Genomic DNA, 17,066 nt, shown 5'->3' with positions numbered 1-17,066 from the left:
CTTTACAACCCTATGAGCGATTCTATTAAGCACGAGTGCGGTATAGCCCTGATCAGGCTCCGAAAACCAATCGAATATTACGTTGAAAAGTACGGCACTCCGATGTACGGTGTCAATAAGCTATACCTGCTGATGCAAAAGCAGCATAACCGCGGACAGGACGGGGCGGGGGTAGCCAGCATCAAAATAGACGCGGGGCCGGGTATGGAGTACATCAGCCGCTTCCGCTCTGTGAAGACCCGCGCCATTGACAGCATTTTCGGGAAGATTGGCAAGGAGTTCAAAAAGCTGAAAGAAGACCAGCCTGAGAAATCGCAGCATACGGATTGGGTGTGGGAGAACCTGCCTTTCCTGGGCGATGTATACCTGGGCCACCTGCGTTACGGTACGCACGGCATCAACTCCGTAGATAACTGCCATCCGATGGTGCGCGAAAACAACTGGCGCAGCCGCAGCCTGGCCGTAGCCGGTAACTTCAACATGACCAACGTGGACGAGCAGTTCCACAAACTCATCGAACTGGGCCAGCATCCGAAGCAGAAATCTGATACCATCACGGTGCTCGAAAAGATCGGCCACTTCCTGGACGAGGAAAACCAGATGCTGTTCGAGTCTTACAAAGATGAGTATTCCAATAAAGAGATCACTTCCCTGATCGAAGATAACCTGAGTCTGCAGCGCGTGCTCAAGCGTGCCTGTAAGGACTTCGACGGGGGCTATGCTATGGCAGGCCTGACCGGCTACGGGGCCTCCTTCGTGGTGCGCGACCCCAACGGTATCCGTCCGGCTTATTATTATATGGATGACGAAGTGGTGGTGATTGCCTCTGAGAAACCAGCCATCAAAACCGCTTTCGACATCGAGTACAGCGAGATCCGCGAAATTACCCCAGGCCATGCCCTGATTGTGGACAAAGCCGGTAACGCGGATCTGAAAGAGATTCTGCCGCAGCTCGAGAAGAAATCCTGCAGCTTCGAGCGCATCTACTTCTCCCGTGGTAATGACCCCGAGATTTATGAAGAGCGCAAGAACATGGGCCGCCGCCTCTGTCCACAGATACTTGAGGCGATTGATTACGACCTGAAAAACACAGTATTCTCGTACATCCCGAACACGGCTGAGTCGTCCTGGCTGGGCATGATGAAGGGGATCGAGGACTACCTGCGTGCGTACCGCAAGCAGGCCATCCTGAACCAGGAGCTTTCAGAAGAGCAGCTGGACGAGATCCTGCAGTTTAAGCCGCGTGCCGAGAAGCTCGTGATCAAAGACGTGAAGCTTCGTACCTTCATCACCGACAACGACAGCCGCGACGACCTGGTAACGCACGTGTACGACACGACTTACGAGGTGGTGAAAAAAGGCATCGATACCTTGGTGGTGCTCGACGACTCCATCGTGCGCGGCACGACCTTGGAGAAAAGTATCATCCGGATGCTCGATAAGCTGGAGCCGAAAAAGATCATCATCGTTTCCTGCGCACCGCAGATCCGCTACCCGGACTGCTATGGCATCGACATGTCGCGCGTGAAAGAGTTTGTGGCATTCCGCGCCATGCTGGCTTTGTTGAAGGACAGAGACATGTACTACAAAGTGGACGAGGTATACGACAAGATACAGGCTGTACAGGGTACTCCGGCTATCATGGAAACCAATTACGTGAAGGAGCTGTTCGACCTGTTCACGCACGATGAGATCTCTGCTAAAGTATCAGAGATTGTGAAAGCGCCAGAAGTAAACGCCGAAGTACAAGTAATCTACCAGCGCATCGAAGACCTGCACCTGGCCTGCCCGAATCACAAAGGCGACTGGTACTTTACCGGCAACTACCCAACGCCGGGTGGTACCCGCGTCGTGAACCGTGCCTTCATGAACTTCGTGGAAAACAAGGCGGTACGTGCTTACTAATCACAACGGAATTTACATTCAAAAGCCTGTTCTGTAGAAGGACAGGCTTTTTTTATGGGGCTGCCTCTCAGCAGGTATAGCACTTTTTGCAGAGGGTGCCCTGAACAATTCTGCTTTTCTTTGCTTTTAACCAAAATAAGGTCCGGTCGTTAACTTAATGCGCATCGGGCACAAAAGCTATACATGGAGCACAAGCAAGGATTTTGGCGTAGTACAAAGAATATACTGAAAGACTCTTACAAAAACTTTCAGCGGGGGGAGCCCATTGTGTATAGTGGCGCCATCGCCTTTTTTACTATTTTTTCTTTGCCCGCCATTCTGATCGTGCTTACCCTGGCAGGTTCTGTGTTCTTTGCCAAAGAGACAGTGCAGGCAGAGATCGTCAAACAGATGGAGGACTTGATGAGTGAAGATGTGGGCAAACAGGTAAATGACTTGCTCGACAACGTGACGCAGATACCCATTGGCTTTTGGAGTATATTGATAGGGGTAGCCGTGGTTGTGAAAAGCGCCACCATCATTTTCTTCATCATGCAAAAAGCCCTCAATTCGGTTTGGCATATTAGGGTGAAGCACGACGTGAACTACCTGAAACTGCTTCGTTACCGCCTTGTGACCCTTGGCATCGTTGCCGGGCTGGGATTTCTGCTGCTGCTGAGCCTGGTTTTTGATGCGGCCCTGATTGTATTCAGCGATCCCCTTTACGAGCTGCTGGAGGAGCACCTGACTTCCACTATCAAACTGATCAAAACCGGTTTTTCGATCCTGGTGGTGCTGGCGTTTTTCACAGCGATACACAAAATACTACCCGACGCAAAGGTACAATGGCAGGATGCCTTAGCCGGAGGTATCATCACCTCCATTCTGTTCCTGATCGGCAAAGAAGTGATAGACTACATTCTGGGCAGTGTGAAAGTGGTCGGTTTCTATGCGGCCGCGGGGTCTTTTGTCGTCGTTTTACTGTGGGTTTTCTACTCTTCGGTTATCCTCATGCTGGGTGCAGAAGTCACCAAGGCCTACGCCGACAACCACGGTCGAAAAGTAGAGCCCTCCGAAATTGCGGAGAAGTATGAGAAGGTGAATGGGGATAGAAGCTAAGTAAAGCCTTATTTAGTCAAGTCTATAATAGCCATAATAGCAAAAGCAACGGTGCCGCCATACACGGCGAATTTGGTGATGGGAGAGGCGTTGGAAAGAAAGGCAGTATGCTGGTTGTATTTGATAACGCCCATCAGCGTAAGGGACAGATATAGGAACAGCGCCAGTGGGATGATATTGAAAAGGATTTCGAGCATATCGCTTGCCATGGGGGATGCTGTGTTTTGAGGTAAAGCGCAAATATAGGTATAAATGGCGGGGAGCCGTATCTTTGGCAAGAACAATACAAATAACCTTAGCTTCCCGTATGGCCCTTACTAAAATCTGCAAAGCCTTCCACGACCTGACACCCAACGAACTTTACGATATGCTGCGGCTTCGGAGCGAGGTGTTTGTGGTAGAGCAGCAATGTGTGTTCCTCGACATGGACGATAAGGACCAGGTGTGCCATCATGTACTTTTTTACAACCAGGATAATGTTTTGGTCGCCACATCGCGCCTGGTGCCGGTCGGGGTATCGTACCCCGACATGATGTCGATCGGTCGCATCGTGACAAGCCAGTTGGTGCGGGGCACGGGGGTAGGCCAGGAACTGGTCGATTACTCTATTCAGGAGTGCTATCGGTTGTTTGGACAAGGGCCGATCCGGATCGGGGCGCAGCTGTATGCGAAGAAATTTTATGAGCGCTTTGGCTTTGAGCAGTCCAGCGAGGTATACGACGAGGACGGGATCGACCATATCAAAATGGTGAAGCAGGTATAGCCTCGAATTGGAGTATAGCCGTTTTTTATTATCTTGTTAAGGAATAAGCGCTGCTCCTGATGAAAACAAATCTCAAGACCTGGGTGGTATCCGGAATCCTGTCGCTGCTGCTGACCGGCTGCATTGAGAAAGAAGACGACTACATCAGCAAATACTGTCCCGGATCCTGCACCGAGGTAACAGGTAGGGTATTGCGGGCTGCCAGCGGACAACCCATTCCGGGTATGCAGATATTGGCCACTTGGGATAACCGGAAGAGTTTTAAAGAGGGCATCGGCGGCACGGTCCGGAAAAAAGCCGTCGCCCATTCCGACAATGACGGTAGCTATACCTTGCGCTTCCTGCTGCGCGATGAAGAGATGATGGAAGGGGAAATAGAGATAGTGCCGCAAGGCAGAGGTTGTAACGAGACGAATTGCCAGCGTTATACCTTGTACTCAAGTGAACTGAAACGCGACACCACTTTCACGCATGATTTTGTGATCAACTGATGGCCTGCCGCTTTTGCTATACCTGACCAATCTCGGATGTATTATGCGCTACCTCACCTCTCGTCTTCTGATTTCCCTTGTTCTGATGGCTTGTCTGGCTGCAACGGCACAGGCACAACGCGCGCGGCGTTTTGGCCTGCAGGTGGGCATGGCGGCACCGATCGGCGATTTCAAGAAAGACCATTTTGAGGACGACTACCCGCCGCTGGCCAGAAGAGGGGCGAATGTGCAGGGGAACTACCGTGTGGACATAAAACCTTACCTGGCGGTGGGTGCCACGGCGGGCTTCCGTTTCAATCGCTTCGACTTAGATATGTTTGCAGCACCTGATGATGAATTAGTACAGCACCGCAAGGCGAGTGGGTGGAAGACGACTTATGCCTTGGCCGATATATACCTGCAAACACCGCCTGGCACTGTGTTTGGCTTTGTAAAGGGCTCTCTGGGTGCGGCTCTAAACAAATCGCCCGAAGTACGGGTTGAAACGACCTTTGGCCCTATACGACACAGCGCTGATCCGGTACTGGTACCGGCTTACGGCTTGTCGAGCGGGTTTGCAATTCAGAACGGCCGCTTCCTTCTCACCGTGGAAATAGGCGTGCTCAGGACCCGCCCAAGCTTCGAGATCACGGATGCAAAGGGTAACCGTAGCACGTTAAAACAGCCGATGCATACGGTCAACTCCATGCTGGGAATAGGCTATACCTTGTGACAAAACATCCAAAATCAAAAGCCCGGACTTAATGCCCGGGCCTTTGATTTAAAGTGAAGTCTACTGCTTAGATCACCATCACCAGCCTGGCAAACGTGTCTAGCAATTGCAGCATCCTGCCAGTTAAGGTAACTTGTTCTGTTGCGGGTTCCTGAAGTGTGGCAAGTTCTGCTGGCACATCCGACTGATTGGTGTCGTAGGTATAGCCGGCCACATGGCACTTCCCTTCCAGGTCAGAGTGCGCTTTAAGGCATAGGATTTGCCCCGAAACCTGTCTACTGCTATGTGTCAGGCTGAAAAGTAAGAGTCCAGCCAAAAGTATTAATCCCGCTTTTTTCATCGCTGTCACCGAATTACTTTCTCAATACGGCCAATGCTTCTCCGGTAAGTTCCACCTGCGCCTGCTCTGACAAGGTATACTGCAGTGCAGGTATAGCCACGTTGAGCAGCGACAAGTAGCTGCGGTTGCGGATGTCGAAGTTGGCCTGCTGTATTTTATTGCTGTTATGAATGAGTAGCTTAGGCTCACTTTCCGGACTGGTGCCTGTAACGGCATGCAGGCGCTGTAGCTCGTTTCCATCCAATTGCACCATCACGCCATTGTCAAGCTCCAGTGTGAGGCTGTCCAGTTTAAATCCGATCAACTTGGTGTTCAGGTAACTGGCCGTATTCAGGCGCTGCACATGGGTCACGGGTTCACCGTTTAGGGTGTGCGTGGCGTTGGCGCGTAGGATGTGCAGGCTTGGCGTTTTGATGATCAGGTGTGGAGAGCCCCAGCCACGTACGCCTTTTTGCTCGTCAGTATTGGCCACATCAACCTTCAGTGTATTGGCTTCCTGGTTGATCTGCACTACCTCTTCGTTGCCCTTATACAGGTATACCGCATGCTCGTCGCCTGGCTCGATCAGCACATTGAGCATGTCGCCTGCGTTCACGTTAATCTCCTCGAAGCCGCTGTAGTCCAGGACGATGTAGTTGCGGTAAGGGTCCCGGTAAGACTTGGTGTTGTATTCGGCCTTTAGCGCAATGTTGTAGGTAGCCAGTGCGCTCAGCAGCACAACGAGGGCGAAGAGTAAGAGTTTATTGCTGGTTTTCATGGTTTCTGCTCAATTTCTGATTCGTAATTTTGTGTTTTAAAAGCTTCGTAGCGCTGCTGAATATCGTCCAGGTCAATTTCCAGCAAAAAGATGTTGCGGAAAAAGGCCGGAAGGTCCTGCTGCAGAAAGCGCTCTTTGCGTTGCGCTTTTACTTTCTGGACGGCATCTGGCGTCACAAAAAAGCCGATGCCGCGCTTGTTGTAGATCACCTCCTGGTTTTGCAGCTGCTCGTAGGTACGCATCACCGTATTAGGGTTCACCTGGAAACTCACCGCCAGGTCGCGCACCGACGGGATCTTGTCTTCTGCTGCCCATTTGCCCAACAGGATCTGGTCGCACACATGCGCCGCTATCTGCAGGTAAATGGGTTCGTTCTCTTTAAATTCCATCTTGTTTCCTCCCTGCTATACCTGCTTCTCCTTTATTTTAAAATAAGCCACCACCCAGCTGATCAGGGCCAGCGCAACCAACAGTAACAGAATCAGCGACTCATTTCCTTCGTAAGCGCCTACCTCGAAACGCTTTTCATTTTCCATAAAATAGGCCGCCGAGAAAGGACCCGCCGAAACCAGGTCACGTCCCAGCATGGCCTGTACCCAAAGCTTGTTCAGGTTGTAGAACAGGAGGAGGCCTAAGAAACCAGCAAACGCCGTTTTGATAAAATGATGCTTGTTGAAGTAAGCCGAACCTACCAGCATCAGGGCATTGAAAAGCGCGTAAAAAGTCAGCAACACATGCAGGTGCGGCTCCGAGGTCAGTATGTTGATCATGTCCGAATCATCGCTTACCCGCGGGTCGATGCTGAGCAGAATGGAGAGTACCAGGTAAAAAGAAGGTATAAACAGCAGCAGAAAAATAGGGAACGAATAGAGCCAGCCCACCAGGTATTTTTCCAGTTGAGAAGCGGGCAGGGTTAGAAAGGCGATGGCCTTCTTTTTATCACCTAGTTGCGCAAACACAGTACTTGAGAACACCATGCCAGCTCCCATCATAAAAAACATGAAAAAGATGGACTGCTCAGAAGTAGCTATTGGTCTGGAAGCCAGGTAGCTGGCCATGCCCATGATCAGGAACATGGCGCCCAGCAATACGCCCAGCGACAGCAGGTAGGTCTTGTATTGCTCTGCAGTGTGCTTACGAAACAACAACGCAAAGCGGCTCAGGTTAAAATGATTGTTCATAATGAGGTCTTTTTAGAATTTCGGTTACAGAAGTGTTGCCGCTGGTAATGGCGTTGAAGAGCAGCTCCATGTCCACCTTACTGTAGTTGCCCATCAGGTTGGGTAGGATGGCATTTTTGCCACGTAGCGCATCCTCGGTGTAAAGCGCATTCTGGGCTTCGGTTTCCGGTATGGTCGTAAACGAGAGCCGCTCGCTGATCGTATCCAGCGACTCGTTCAGCACGATCTCCCGGTCATGCACCACCACCAGCGTGTCGATCAGGCTGTCGAGGTCGCGCACCTGGTGAGTGGAGATGATGATGCAGCGGTGCTCGGTGAGGGCAGAGGCAATGATGCGACGAAACTGTACTTTGGAAGGGATGTCCAGGCCGTTGGTCGGCTCGTCCATGATCAGCACGCTGGTGTTGGTGGCCAGTCCGAAAGCGATAATGGCTTTCTTTTGTTGCCCAAACGACATTTTGCTGAACACCTCCTGTTGCGGCACATCGAACTCAGAAAGGTAACGGTAAAAAGCCTCTTCGTCGAAAAGCGGGTAGAACGGGGCGGTGTTTGCCACAAACTGGCGGGCCGTAAGCGAGGGCGTGTAAATCTCTTCCGGAATAAAATACAGATCCTCGAGCATGGCAGGGAAGCGCTTGCTAGCCTCAAGGCCGTTTACCCGGCAACTGCCCTCCATCGGAGAGACGAGCCCCACCATGTTTTTGAGCAGCGTGGACTTGCCTGCCCCGTTCTTACCCAGCAGTCCATAAATATGGCCCTCCTGCAGCCTGAGGTTCAGGTTCCGGAACAGCAGCGACTTGCGGCTATACCCAAAACTGAGGTTTTCAATCTGTATCATATCTGTTTGTTTTAGTGTATTAGTTAAATAGTACACTACAAATGTAGATATTGTTTTATCAATACCAAATTATTTTTATAAAATATATAAAAAGGCTATATACACTATCAGTCAACACATTAAAGGGCTCAATTCAGGTCTGCTCCATTCTAAGCAAAAACTCTTGTCAGTCTGTTAAGAAACTTGTCTGAAGTAAAAGCCTCTACTTCATGGAGGGTATATGCTACAAGCGGAGGTTAGAATTCCCTTGACCAGGATTCTTTATCAGGATGACCAAGAGAAGAGAACGAAACGGACCTCGGGTTTCGGCTGATTTGATAAAGAGAAGTATAATGTCCAGTCAGAGGTAGCTATCTGAGCGGAATGCAGGAGTTGGTTTAAGTGCTATACCTGCCGGTTGGGTCAAATTTAAAAGCGTGATGCTGCGAAAGTGCCAGGTATACCTGCTCTGCGTCCTGCTTCTCGAATATCTTTTGGGAGGCTCCGAAATCGAGCACCAACTTAGCGGTTTGCTGCTCGGTTTCCGGTTTAAAATAGGCAAAGCACAGTTTACTGACATCCAGGATAAAGATGGCGGTTTGGTCGTCATGACCGAGCTGTATGCTGATAAAATGACTGCTGTCTGGCTGCATGGCTATACCTGGAAACTACTCCGGTATACGTCAATTCCGAAACTTCTGGGTGATCATCAGGCCATGTGCTTTGCTTTGCAGCACACCTATACCTACCCGCCCGAAACGCTCATGCAGGATGTTCGCCCGGTGTCCCGGCGACTCCATCAGCCCTTCGTGGGCAATGCGGAGGCTGGGAGCGAAGGCCAGGTTCTCGCCCACCGCCCGAAACGGAATATTGGCCTCCCGTATACGGTCGGCAGCGCTGGCACCCTCCGGGCTCACATGCGAAAAATAGCCACGGGTAAACATGTCGGCGGCGTGGCGTCGGGCAACCGTGGTGAGGGACGGATCGGCTTGCAGCGGCGGCAAATCCCTGGCGATGCGCTCCTGGTTCAAAAGTTTCAGCATACGGGCCTCCAGTGCCGGCATTGGCTGGTAGTCTTCGGTCGTGAATGGCAGCTCAACGAGTTGGTTGGTTTCAGTTGCAACAGCGAGTTCGTTCAGGGTGCGTTCTGTCACGCGGTCAAATACCGAATTGAGCTCGTTCTCCGCCAAATGGGTATAGTTGCCAAACCTGCCTGCCATGCTGCTCTGCTGTACATAGTGCTGAATGCGCTCCGGCAAGGGGAGCAGCAACAGCAGTATGGTAATAATGGCAATGGTGATAACGCCGCTCAACAGACCCGGAATAGTGCCCAGCACTTTGTTAACAGGATGTTCGTGCATCTCATCTGAAAACAGGTCCAGTATGAGCGATCCGATAAACTGAATGAGCATGCTGGAAAGTACCGCGATGATGAAAAAGGAGATGGGCGGAATCCAGTACACGTTCCAGTCGGTGGCGCGGCTGAGCCAGTCGGCGAGCGCGGGGTATAGCCGGAAACTGAGTGCCAGAGAGCCCACCCAGCGCACTAGGTCCAGCAGGCTGAAGGCAAAACCACGGCGCCAACCCATGTAGGCACTGAGCAGCACAAGCGCGAATAGCAGAAAATCAAGGGCGTTCATTCCGGGTCATTTAAATTTAGTGTGCGTCGTGAGCACATGAAAGCTACAATACAGCCATCTCCCATACCTGACAATAAATAAAGGTATAGCCCGACTCTTTCAGGGCTTTCTGCGTAGACGTGAAAGTCCCGAAAAGGATATTAACAACTATCTAAGTTACAAAATCCTTATGAATATCACTGTATACCCTGGCAGCCCATACCCGTTGGGTGCCACCTGGGATGGAGCAGGCGTGAACTTTGCCCTGTACGCCGACAATGCGACTGGCGTAGAACTATGCCTTTTCAACACGACCGAAGACGAAAGCGAATCGGTGAAGATAAAAATGACAGAGCGTACCCACCAGGTGTGGCACGCATACCTGCCCGAGATCAGGCCTGGCCAGCTGTATGGCTACCGCGTGTACGGACCGTACGAACCCGCCAACGGGCATCGGTTCAACCCCAGCAAGCTCCTGATCGACCCGTACGCCAAGGCTATTTCGGGCACGATCAACTGGCACGACTCGCTTTTTGGCTATGAAATTGGCAGCGACGAAGAAGACCTGAAAATGAGCACGCTCGACAGCGCTCCCTTTATACCTTGCAGCGTGGTGGTGGACCCGAACTATGACTGGGAGGGCGACAAAGCACCTAAGATTCCATACCACAGATCCATCATTTATGAGGCGCATGTCAAAGGACTCACCAAGCTGCACCCCGATATACCTGAGGAGATCCGTGGGAGCTATGCAGCCATCGGGCACCCGGTTACCATCAAGCACCTACAAGAACTGGGCATTACGGCCATTGAGCTGATGCCGGTACACCACTTTATCACCGACCGGCACCTGGCTGACAACGGGCTTACCAATTACTGGGGCTACAACTCCATCGGTTTTTTTGCGCCAGATGTGCGCTACTCGAGCAGTGGCACGCTGGGCGAGCAGGTGGTGGAGTTCAAGAACATGGTGAAGGCGCTGCACAAGGCAGGTATAGAGGTGATACTGGACGTGGTGTACAACCATACCGGCGAGGGCAACCACATGGGCCCAACGCTCTCATTCCGGGGCGTAGACAACTCCTCATACTACCGCCTGGTAGAAGAAGACAAGCGCTTTTACATGGACTACACCGGCACGGGCAACACGCTCAACGCCATGATGCCACCCGTGCTGCGCCTGATCATGGATAGCTTGCGCTACTGGATTCTGGAGATGCACGTGGATGGATTCCGCTTCGACCTGGCTGCCACTTTGGCCCGCGAGCTGCACGAAGTGGACCGCCTGGGTTCTTTCTTCGACATTATCCACCAGGATCCGGTTATTTCGCAGGTGAAGCTGATCGCGGAGCCCTGGGACATTGGGGAGGGCGGCTACCTGGTGGGTAAGTTCCCGCCGGGCTGGGCCGAGTGGAACGGCAAGTACCGCGACTGCATCCGCGACTACTGGCGCGGCGAGGAAAGCACGCTGGGCGAGTTTGCCGAGCGCTTCACGGGCAGCTCCGACCTCTACCGCGACGACTACAGACGCCCCACGGCCAGCATCAACTTTATCACGGCCCACGACGGTTTCACGCTCAACGACCTGGTGTCGTACAACGAAAAGCACAACGAGGCCAATGGCGAAAACAACAACGACGGCGAGAGCCACAACCGCTCCTGGAACTGCGGTGCCGAAGGCCCGACCAAAGACAAAAAGATCATTGAGCTGCGCCAGCGCCAGAAACGCAATTTCCTGACCACGCTGTTTTTGTCGCAGGGCGTGCCAATGCTGGTGGCCGGTGATGAGATAAGCCGTACACAGCAAGGCAACAACAACGCCTACTGCCAGGACAACGAGATATCGTGGATCAACTGGCTCACCGCCGATAAAGAATTGCTTGCCTTTACGCAAAAGATTATTGAGCTTCGCCGCAACCACCCGGTGTTCTGCCGGCGCCGCTGGTTTCAGGGGCAGCCCATCAAAGGCGTTGGGGTAGAGGACATCGCGTGGTTTCAGCCCGATGGGTCGGAGATGACGGAGGAGAACTGGAACCAGGACTTTGCAAAGTCGCTGGGGGTGTTTCTGAACGGCCGTGGCCTGCACTCTGTTGGCCCCAAAGGGGAGCAGATCATCGACGACAGCTTTTACCTGATCTTCAACGCCCACCACGAAGACCTGGACTATACCATGCCCGAGGCGAAGTATGGCGCACAGTGGACGAAAATACTGGACACTCACCACCACGAGATCAAAGACGACGGCCCTGTCATCCCGGCTGGAGGCAACATCCGGATCGGGAGCCGCTCCATTGTACTGCTGCACCATCCGGCAGGGCAATTGGTAACCGCATAGTTTTAACTACATAAAAAGAACATGGAACTGAACATCACACACGATAAAGAATACCAGCAGTTTACCGCCAGCATTGGCGACGAAGAGGCCGAGCTGGCCTATGCCACTCCCTCAGACGAGGTAATGGACTTTACGCATACCTTCGTGCCGGAGTCGGCGCGGGGCAAGGGCGTGGCCAACAAGCTGATTGAAGAGGGCCTGTGCTATGCAGAGGAGAACGGCAAAAAAGTAATCGCTACCTGCCCGGTGGTGAAGAAATTTATTGACCGCAACGAAAACTATCAGAAGCTGCTGCACGCATAGCAGGTGCAAAAGATTAGAAACAGGTATAGCCTTGCCTATTGGGTGAGCTATACCTGTTTTTTTGTGAATCAGGATTTGTAGCGTGCTATGTAGGCGATGGCCGAGAGCACGAGCGGGTGCTTGGCCTGCATTTTCTCGATGAGCTGCTCCATCACCAGGTAATCGCTCACCGCCGTGCTTATTTCGCCACAGAGCAGCAGGTACTTATACCTGATCACACTGATGTAGCATTTGTCATCATTATGAAGCAGAAAGTTGCAGATGTTCAGGTATAGCTCCTGAGCTGCTTTATCGTTGAGGTCGATGTTCAACGTGTCTTTTATAGCTTTTCTGGCGCTTTTCTTTTGCATAATAGTAGGAGGCTCCTGCAGGAGGACATGCTGAGGTATAGTACGGCTGAACGGCCGGGTGAAGCACGGACATGGTTTACCGGTGAGTGATGCCAGTAGAGGCGCTCGCCAGAGGTTGGAGGGCGACGCGAACGGGAGTATGCTGCTAAGGGACAAGGTATTGGTTTAGCTGCGCCAGCCGGGGCGCCAGGTACCAGCGCAGCTAATAGGCTATTGTTTTATGAGCTGTATCTCGCAGTGAATGCGAATCTCGTCGCTTACCACTACGCTACCCGCTTCGGTTACGGCATCCCAGGTCAGGCCGTATTCCTTCCTCTTGATCTTACCGTCCACACTAAAGCCTGCCTTGGTCTGCCCATACGGGTCCACCACAGTGCCGTGGTATTCCACATCCAGCGTAATAGGGCGCGTGGTACCGCGAATAGTGAGGTCTCCTTGCAGCTTTTCGAAGCCCGGCTTTAGCTCCTCGTAGTTTTTTCCTTCGAAGCGTACCTGCCCGTGATTGTCGGCATCAAAAAAATCGGCGGACTTCAGGTGTGTGTCACGCTGTTCGTTGTTGGTGCTGATCGAGTCGACGTCGGCCGTGAACACGATGTTTTTGGTAGAATGAAAGTCCTCGCCTTCGGTCTCTACTTCCACATTGAATTTATTGAAATAGCCGGTCACCGTGGTGATCATGAGATGCTTTACCTTAAACTGTACTTCGCTGTGCGCAGGATCTACGATCCATTTAGTTGTTGCCATAGGGATACGGGTTTTAGCTTATCAATTTATACATCACTGTTGGTGCCTTTAGCATACTGCTTTGCTGGTAATAGGGTTATAGTCTGGGAGTTATTTGCTCACCGCATGGTAGGCAGGTTAGGTTCCGAGCTTGTTCTGAAGGTGGCCACCGCGGTTTTCTGATGAAAGAGCGTAAGCACATCGCCTGCAATCTCATAGGAATCGGCTTTCTCGAGCACGGCCATCAGTAGGTTTTCCTGCTCTATGATCGGGCACATGGCGCGGGTAGTGGCCAGGTTTGTCAGCTGCAGCGAACCATTGTTCAAGCTATACCTGCCCATGAGCCGGTTGCAGCCTGTAAAGCCTGTCAGCTCATTGCCATCCACCTCAAAGCGGATGTAGGCTGTTTGAGTCTCGGGGTTATCCTTGAACTGCTGGTCCTGCAGGGAAAGCAGAACCCAGTAGGAGCTTTGCAGCTCTGTGTCTCCCTCCACGCCGTATTGCCTGTTTTTCTTGCTGAGGTTGCAGGCGCCCAGGCAGATTAACACTAGCAGGAATAAAGTGGTGTGTAAAATGTTCTTCATGGTTGATGCTTAATGGGCTTGGCTATACCTATGTTTTGCACAGGCAGGGTATAGCCCGGTTAATAAGGTGATTAAGTCTTTAGAAAATAGGGAAGTCCACCCAGTCAGGCGGGCTTCCCTTCAAATTCTATTTCTGATAGCCGCGAACTCCCGGGCCGTAATTCGTGATAGGGGAGTTGGCCGAGTAGTCGGGGCCGGAAGGGTAACCATAGCCACGCGGGCTGCGGCTTGGCGAGTCATCGTGGCCACGCTCGCGGTAGCGTCTTGACTCATAATTGTCGTCGCGGCCCCAGCGGTCCTGGTTGCGGTGGTCGTAGTTGCTGCCATACTGGCGACCATAATCGTTGTCGCTGCTACTGCGGCTGTGCTCGCCGCGGTCGTAGTAGCGGTCGTCCAGGTTTTCAGAGTCTTCTATGCTACGGCGGCCGTCCTGTTGCCCGTGGGCATAGTTGTAGCGCTCGTCCTGACCGTACTGGTCAAAGCGGCGCCCGTGGCCGGTGTGTCGGTAGCTGTTCTCCTGGCGGGCATAGCGGCGGTTGGCATGGTCCACGTCACTTTCTCTGCGCCAGTCGGTGTCGCGGTCGTAGCTGCTTTGGCGCTGGTAATTCATGTAAGGGTTCGGGTCGCCATAGCGGTAATGGTCGCTTTGTGAGCGTCCTGTACCATAGTAGTCGCGGTTGCTGTATGAGGTACCGCTGCCCCACTCGTTCTGGTGCATCTGCCCTTGGGTGTGGCGATCACCCTGGCCAGAGCGCCAACTGCTGGCGCCGTATCCGCCTCCCGGCCCGGAAGAAGAACCACCATAGTTGCGTCCTTGCGCGCTCACGCCACGGTACTCGTAATCCTGGTCCGGCATGCCGTAGTAATTGCCTCTGCTTTGGTAGCGGCTCTGGTAATTAGATAAGTTATGACTGTCACCGGAGCGGCTGCCCCGGTTACGATGGTCGCTGTCGTAGTTTCTTTCTCTGTATCTCATAGTTTTATGTTTTTGGGTTGATGAACCTTATGCCTTATAAACGGGCTTTGGGCCGCAGTGTTTAGCTCACTCCCGAACAGGCATGCTCTGCCGGCCATCTGGTAAAATAAACCCGTTCTACCTTCTAGCTGAAAAATCACAACAAAGGGTGTGTTCGCGTTCCGGCAGGTATAGCGACACTGTTCGCTTGCGGATGGGAGAAGCCAGAATCTTGTGCAGCAGCAATGCCAGTGTGCATTATGTTTCCGGGAAGAACAATGATCGGATATTGTTTTAATGGCTAAACGATATATTGTAGACTAGCTATCGGACTATAACAAAATTGAGAGCACGTAGTTGATATTGAGGTACTAATCAAGGATTTAAGAGAAAACGATCAACTCTTGGGTATTGGTTTCGTTAAATACTATCTGAAAATCCATCAATAATCAACAGGTCATGAAAAAAAACGAGAGCATGAAAGGCAATGGTCAGGACAAGTCAAAGTACACCAAAGCCGACAAATCCCGCAATGCCAGCAAAGGCAGCACCCTCACCACCCGCCAGGGCCACCCTGTCACCGATAACCAGAACATCAGAACGATTGGTAACCGTGGTCCGGCCACCATGGAGAACTACCACTTCATTGAAAAAATATCGCATTTTGACCGGGAGCGTGTGCCTGAGCGTGTGGTGCATGCCCGAGGTGCGGGCGCGCATGGTGTGTTCGTGTCATACGGCAAGGTAGGCAACGACCCGATCGAGAAGTTTACCCGCGCCAAAGTATTTAAGAAAGGAAAAGAAACGCCAACTTTTGTGCGCTTCTCCACGGTGGGGCACGGCACCCACTCCCCCGAAACCCTGCGCGACCCACGTGGCTTCGCCGTGAAATTCTACACTGAGGACGGTAACTGGGATTTGGTGGGAAACAACCTGAAGATCTTCTTTATCCGCGATGCGATGAAGTTTCCGGACCTGATCCACTCCCAAAAGCCCGACCCGGTGACCAATATCCAAAGTGCCGAGCGTATTTTCGACTTCTTCTCGGGCACGCCGGAGGCAACACACATGGTTACTTTCCTGTACTCGCCCTGGGGTATACCGGCCAACTACCGCCAGATGCAGGGCTCTGGTGTAAACACCTACAAATGGGTGAACGAAGATGGAGAGGCCGTGCTCGTAAAATACCACTGGGAGCCACTGCAGGGCATCCGCAACCTGACACAGAAAGAGGCGCAGGAGGTGCAGGGCAAGAACTTCAACCACGCTACGCAGGACCTGTATGAAGCTATCGAGCGCGGCGACTATCCGGAATGGGAACTGAATGTACAGATCATGAGCGACGATGACCACCCGGAACTGGACTTTGATCCGCTGGATGATACCAAATTATGGCCGCAGGACCAGTTTCCGTGGCATCCGGTAGGCAAGATGACGCTGAACCGCAACCCGGTAGATTACTTTAACGAAGTGGAGCTTTCGGCTTTCGGTACCGGTGTGCTGGTAGACGGTCTGGATTTTTCGGATGATAAGATGCTGCAGGGCCGCACCTTCTCTTACTCCGATACGCAGCGCTACCGTGTAGGGGCCAATTACCTGCAACTGCCAATCAACGCGCCGAAGGTGCATGTGGCCACCAACCAGCGCGGCGGCCAGATGGCGTATGACACGGACTTTGCCGAAGGCCAGAACATCCACGTGAATTACGAGCCTTCTATCTTAGGCGGCCTCAGCGAAGCGCCTAAGCCGGCCAGTGAATATACCCCACGCTACGAAGCCAACCTGGTGCGCCAGCCAATTGAGCGGGCCAATCCGTTTAAGCAGGCAGGGGAGACGTTCCGCAATTTCGAGGAGTGGGAGCGCGAGGAGTTGATCAACAACCTGGGCAACGACCTGGCCAAATGCGACCCGCGCATCCAAGAGAAGATGTTGGAGTACTTCACCCAAGCTGATGAAGACTATGGCCGCCTGGTGCGAGAGCGTATACAGCAGGCCACGCAGAAGTTGCAGAAAATGGACAAAGGAACCGACGGCCCTATGGGTAATGTAACCGGAGAAGAAGGCGTGGAGGATGCCATGCAAAAGTCGCATAAAGCCAAGCCGTATTAAACTGCTCTTTGTTTAGGTATAGAA

At 52.4% G+C, this 17,066-nt stretch carries 20 protein-coding genes; 8 read left to right on the top strand and 12 right to left on the bottom strand.

Annotated features, from left to right (window positions below):
• Window positions 1-12 precede the first annotated feature (12 nt).
• Together BD749_RS14210 and BD749_RS14205 are read left to right on the top strand one after the other, a co-directional pair.
• A complete protein-coding gene (locus tag BD749_RS14210) occupies window positions 13-1,905 on the top strand; it encodes an amidophosphoribosyltransferase (protein WP_101445439.1) in 1,893 nt (630 codons plus the stop codon).
• A 183-nt stretch (window positions 1,906-2,088) separates the two neighbouring features.
• On the top strand, window positions 2,089-3,003 hold the full coding sequence (locus BD749_RS14205; RefSeq protein WP_101445436.1) for a YihY/virulence factor BrkB family protein: 915 nt from the start codon (window positions 2,089-2,091) through the stop codon (window positions 3,001-3,003).
• Window positions 3,004-3,011: 8 nt separating this feature from the next.
• On the opposite strand, the gene BD749_RS14200 is transcribed toward BD749_RS14205, so the two are convergent.
• Window positions 3,012-3,212 (bottom strand): hypothetical protein, encoded by a 201-nt coding sequence (locus BD749_RS14200; protein ID WP_101445434.1) that lies wholly within the window; start codon window positions 3,210-3,212, stop codon window positions 3,012-3,014.
• Between the two features lie 98 nt (window positions 3,213-3,310).
• On the opposite strand from BD749_RS14200, the gene BD749_RS14195 reads away from it, so the two are divergent.
• Genes BD749_RS14195 through BD749_RS14185 form a run of 3 tightly spaced genes read left to right on the top strand, consistent with a single transcriptional unit; the run spans window position 3,311 to window position 4,969 of the window.
• Window positions 3,311-3,766 (top strand): GNAT family N-acetyltransferase, encoded by a 456-nt coding sequence (locus BD749_RS14195; protein ID WP_101445432.1) that lies wholly within the window; start codon window positions 3,311-3,313, stop codon window positions 3,764-3,766.
• 59 nt (window positions 3,767-3,825) lie between these two features.
• Window positions 3,826-4,257, top strand: coding sequence for a carboxypeptidase-like regulatory domain-containing protein (locus tag BD749_RS14190; RefSeq protein ID WP_101445430.1), 432 nt, complete (start codon window positions 3,826-3,828; stop codon window positions 4,255-4,257).
• A 43-nt stretch (window positions 4,258-4,300) separates the two neighbouring features.
• Complete coding sequence (locus BD749_RS14185) at window positions 4,301-4,969, top strand: hypothetical protein (RefSeq protein ID WP_101445428.1); 669 nt, start codon at window positions 4,301-4,303, stop codon at window positions 4,967-4,969.
• A gap of 67 nt (window positions 4,970-5,036) precedes the next feature.
• On the opposite strand, the gene BD749_RS14180 is transcribed toward BD749_RS14185, so the two are convergent.
• The 7 genes from BD749_RS14180 to BD749_RS14150 all read right to left on the bottom strand — a co-directional run bounded on the left by BD749_RS14180 (window position 5,037) and on the right by BD749_RS14150 (window position 9,704).
• A complete protein-coding gene (locus BD749_RS14180) occupies window positions 5,037-5,285 on the bottom strand; it encodes a hypothetical protein (protein ID WP_143741267.1) in 249 nt (82 codons plus the stop codon).
• Between the two features lie 37 nt (window positions 5,286-5,322).
• Window positions 5,323-6,066 carry a hypothetical protein gene (locus BD749_RS14175; RefSeq protein ID WP_101445423.1) on the bottom strand — a complete coding sequence of 248 codons (744 nt, stop codon included), beginning with the start codon at window positions 6,064-6,066 and terminating at the stop codon, window positions 5,323-5,325.
• Entirely contained in the window at window positions 6,063-6,455 is a 393-nt protein-coding gene (locus BD749_RS14170; protein WP_101445421.1) for a GntR family transcriptional regulator, read from the bottom strand. The genes BD749_RS14175 and BD749_RS14170 overlap by 4 nt, the downstream gene beginning before the upstream one ends.
• A gap of 15 nt (window positions 6,456-6,470) precedes the next feature.
• Window positions 6,471-7,247 (bottom strand): hypothetical protein, encoded by a 777-nt coding sequence (locus BD749_RS14165; RefSeq protein WP_101445419.1) that lies wholly within the window; start codon window positions 7,245-7,247, stop codon window positions 6,471-6,473.
• A complete protein-coding gene (locus BD749_RS14160) occupies window positions 7,231-8,085 on the bottom strand; it encodes an ABC transporter ATP-binding protein (protein ID WP_101445416.1) in 855 nt (284 codons plus the stop codon). Before BD749_RS14160 ends, BD749_RS14165 begins: the two co-directional genes overlap by 17 nt.
• A 377-nt stretch (window positions 8,086-8,462) precedes the next feature.
• Window positions 8,463-8,717, bottom strand: a complete 255-nt coding sequence (locus tag BD749_RS14155; protein WP_101445414.1) for a hypothetical protein — start codon at window positions 8,715-8,717, stop codon at window positions 8,463-8,465.
• Window positions 8,718-8,747: 30 nt separating this feature from the next.
• Window positions 8,748-9,704 carry a CvpA family protein gene (locus tag BD749_RS14150; RefSeq protein WP_101445413.1) on the bottom strand — a complete coding sequence of 319 codons (957 nt, stop codon included), beginning with the start codon at window positions 9,702-9,704 and terminating at the stop codon, window positions 8,748-8,750.
• Between the two features lie 169 nt (window positions 9,705-9,873).
• Here BD749_RS14150 and glgX point away from each other — a divergent pair, with 169 nt between their 5' ends.
• Together glgX and BD749_RS14140 are read left to right on the top strand one after the other, a co-directional pair.
• Complete coding sequence (gene glgX, locus BD749_RS14145) at window positions 9,874-12,018, top strand: glycogen debranching protein GlgX (RefSeq protein WP_101445412.1); 2,145 nt, start codon at window positions 9,874-9,876, stop codon at window positions 12,016-12,018.
• Between the two features lie 21 nt (window positions 12,019-12,039).
• Window positions 12,040-12,321, top strand: a complete 282-nt coding sequence (locus BD749_RS14140) for a GNAT family N-acetyltransferase (protein ID WP_101445411.1) — start codon at window positions 12,040-12,042, stop codon at window positions 12,319-12,321.
• A gap of 68 nt (window positions 12,322-12,389) precedes the next feature.
• On the opposite strand, the gene BD749_RS14135 is transcribed toward BD749_RS14140, so the two are convergent.
• The 4 genes from BD749_RS14135 to BD749_RS14120 all read right to left on the bottom strand — a co-directional run bounded on the left by BD749_RS14135 (window position 12,390) and on the right by BD749_RS14120 (window position 14,954).
• Window positions 12,390-12,671 (bottom strand): hypothetical protein, encoded by a 282-nt coding sequence (locus tag BD749_RS14135; RefSeq protein ID WP_101445410.1) that lies wholly within the window; start codon window positions 12,669-12,671, stop codon window positions 12,390-12,392.
• A 210-nt stretch (window positions 12,672-12,881) separates the two neighbouring features.
• Entirely contained in the window at window positions 12,882-13,415 is a 534-nt protein-coding gene (locus BD749_RS14130; protein ID WP_101445409.1) for a YceI family protein, read from the bottom strand.
• A gap of 98 nt (window positions 13,416-13,513) precedes the next feature.
• Entirely contained in the window at window positions 13,514-13,978 is a 465-nt protein-coding gene (locus BD749_RS14125) for an META domain-containing protein (RefSeq protein WP_101445408.1), read from the bottom strand.
• Window positions 13,979-14,105: 127 nt separating this feature from the next.
• Complete coding sequence (locus BD749_RS14120; RefSeq protein ID WP_245869232.1) at window positions 14,106-14,954, bottom strand: hypothetical protein; 849 nt, start codon at window positions 14,952-14,954, stop codon at window positions 14,106-14,108.
• A 438-nt stretch (window positions 14,955-15,392) separates the two neighbouring features.
• Between BD749_RS14120 and BD749_RS14115 the strand changes: the two genes are divergently transcribed.
• Complete coding sequence (locus BD749_RS14115) at window positions 15,393-17,042, top strand: catalase (RefSeq protein ID WP_101445407.1); 1,650 nt, start codon at window positions 15,393-15,395, stop codon at window positions 17,040-17,042.
• The last annotated feature ends 24 nt before the right edge of the window (window positions 17,043-17,066 follow it).

This window comes from Pontibacter ramchanderi (genome assembly GCF_002846395.1).
In the GTDB taxonomy this organism is placed as follows: domain Bacteria; phylum Bacteroidota; class Bacteroidia; order Cytophagales; family Hymenobacteraceae; genus Pontibacter; species Pontibacter ramchanderi.
Note: the sequence above shows the minus strand (reverse complement) of the source record. Positions and strands in the feature narration are given on the sequence as shown.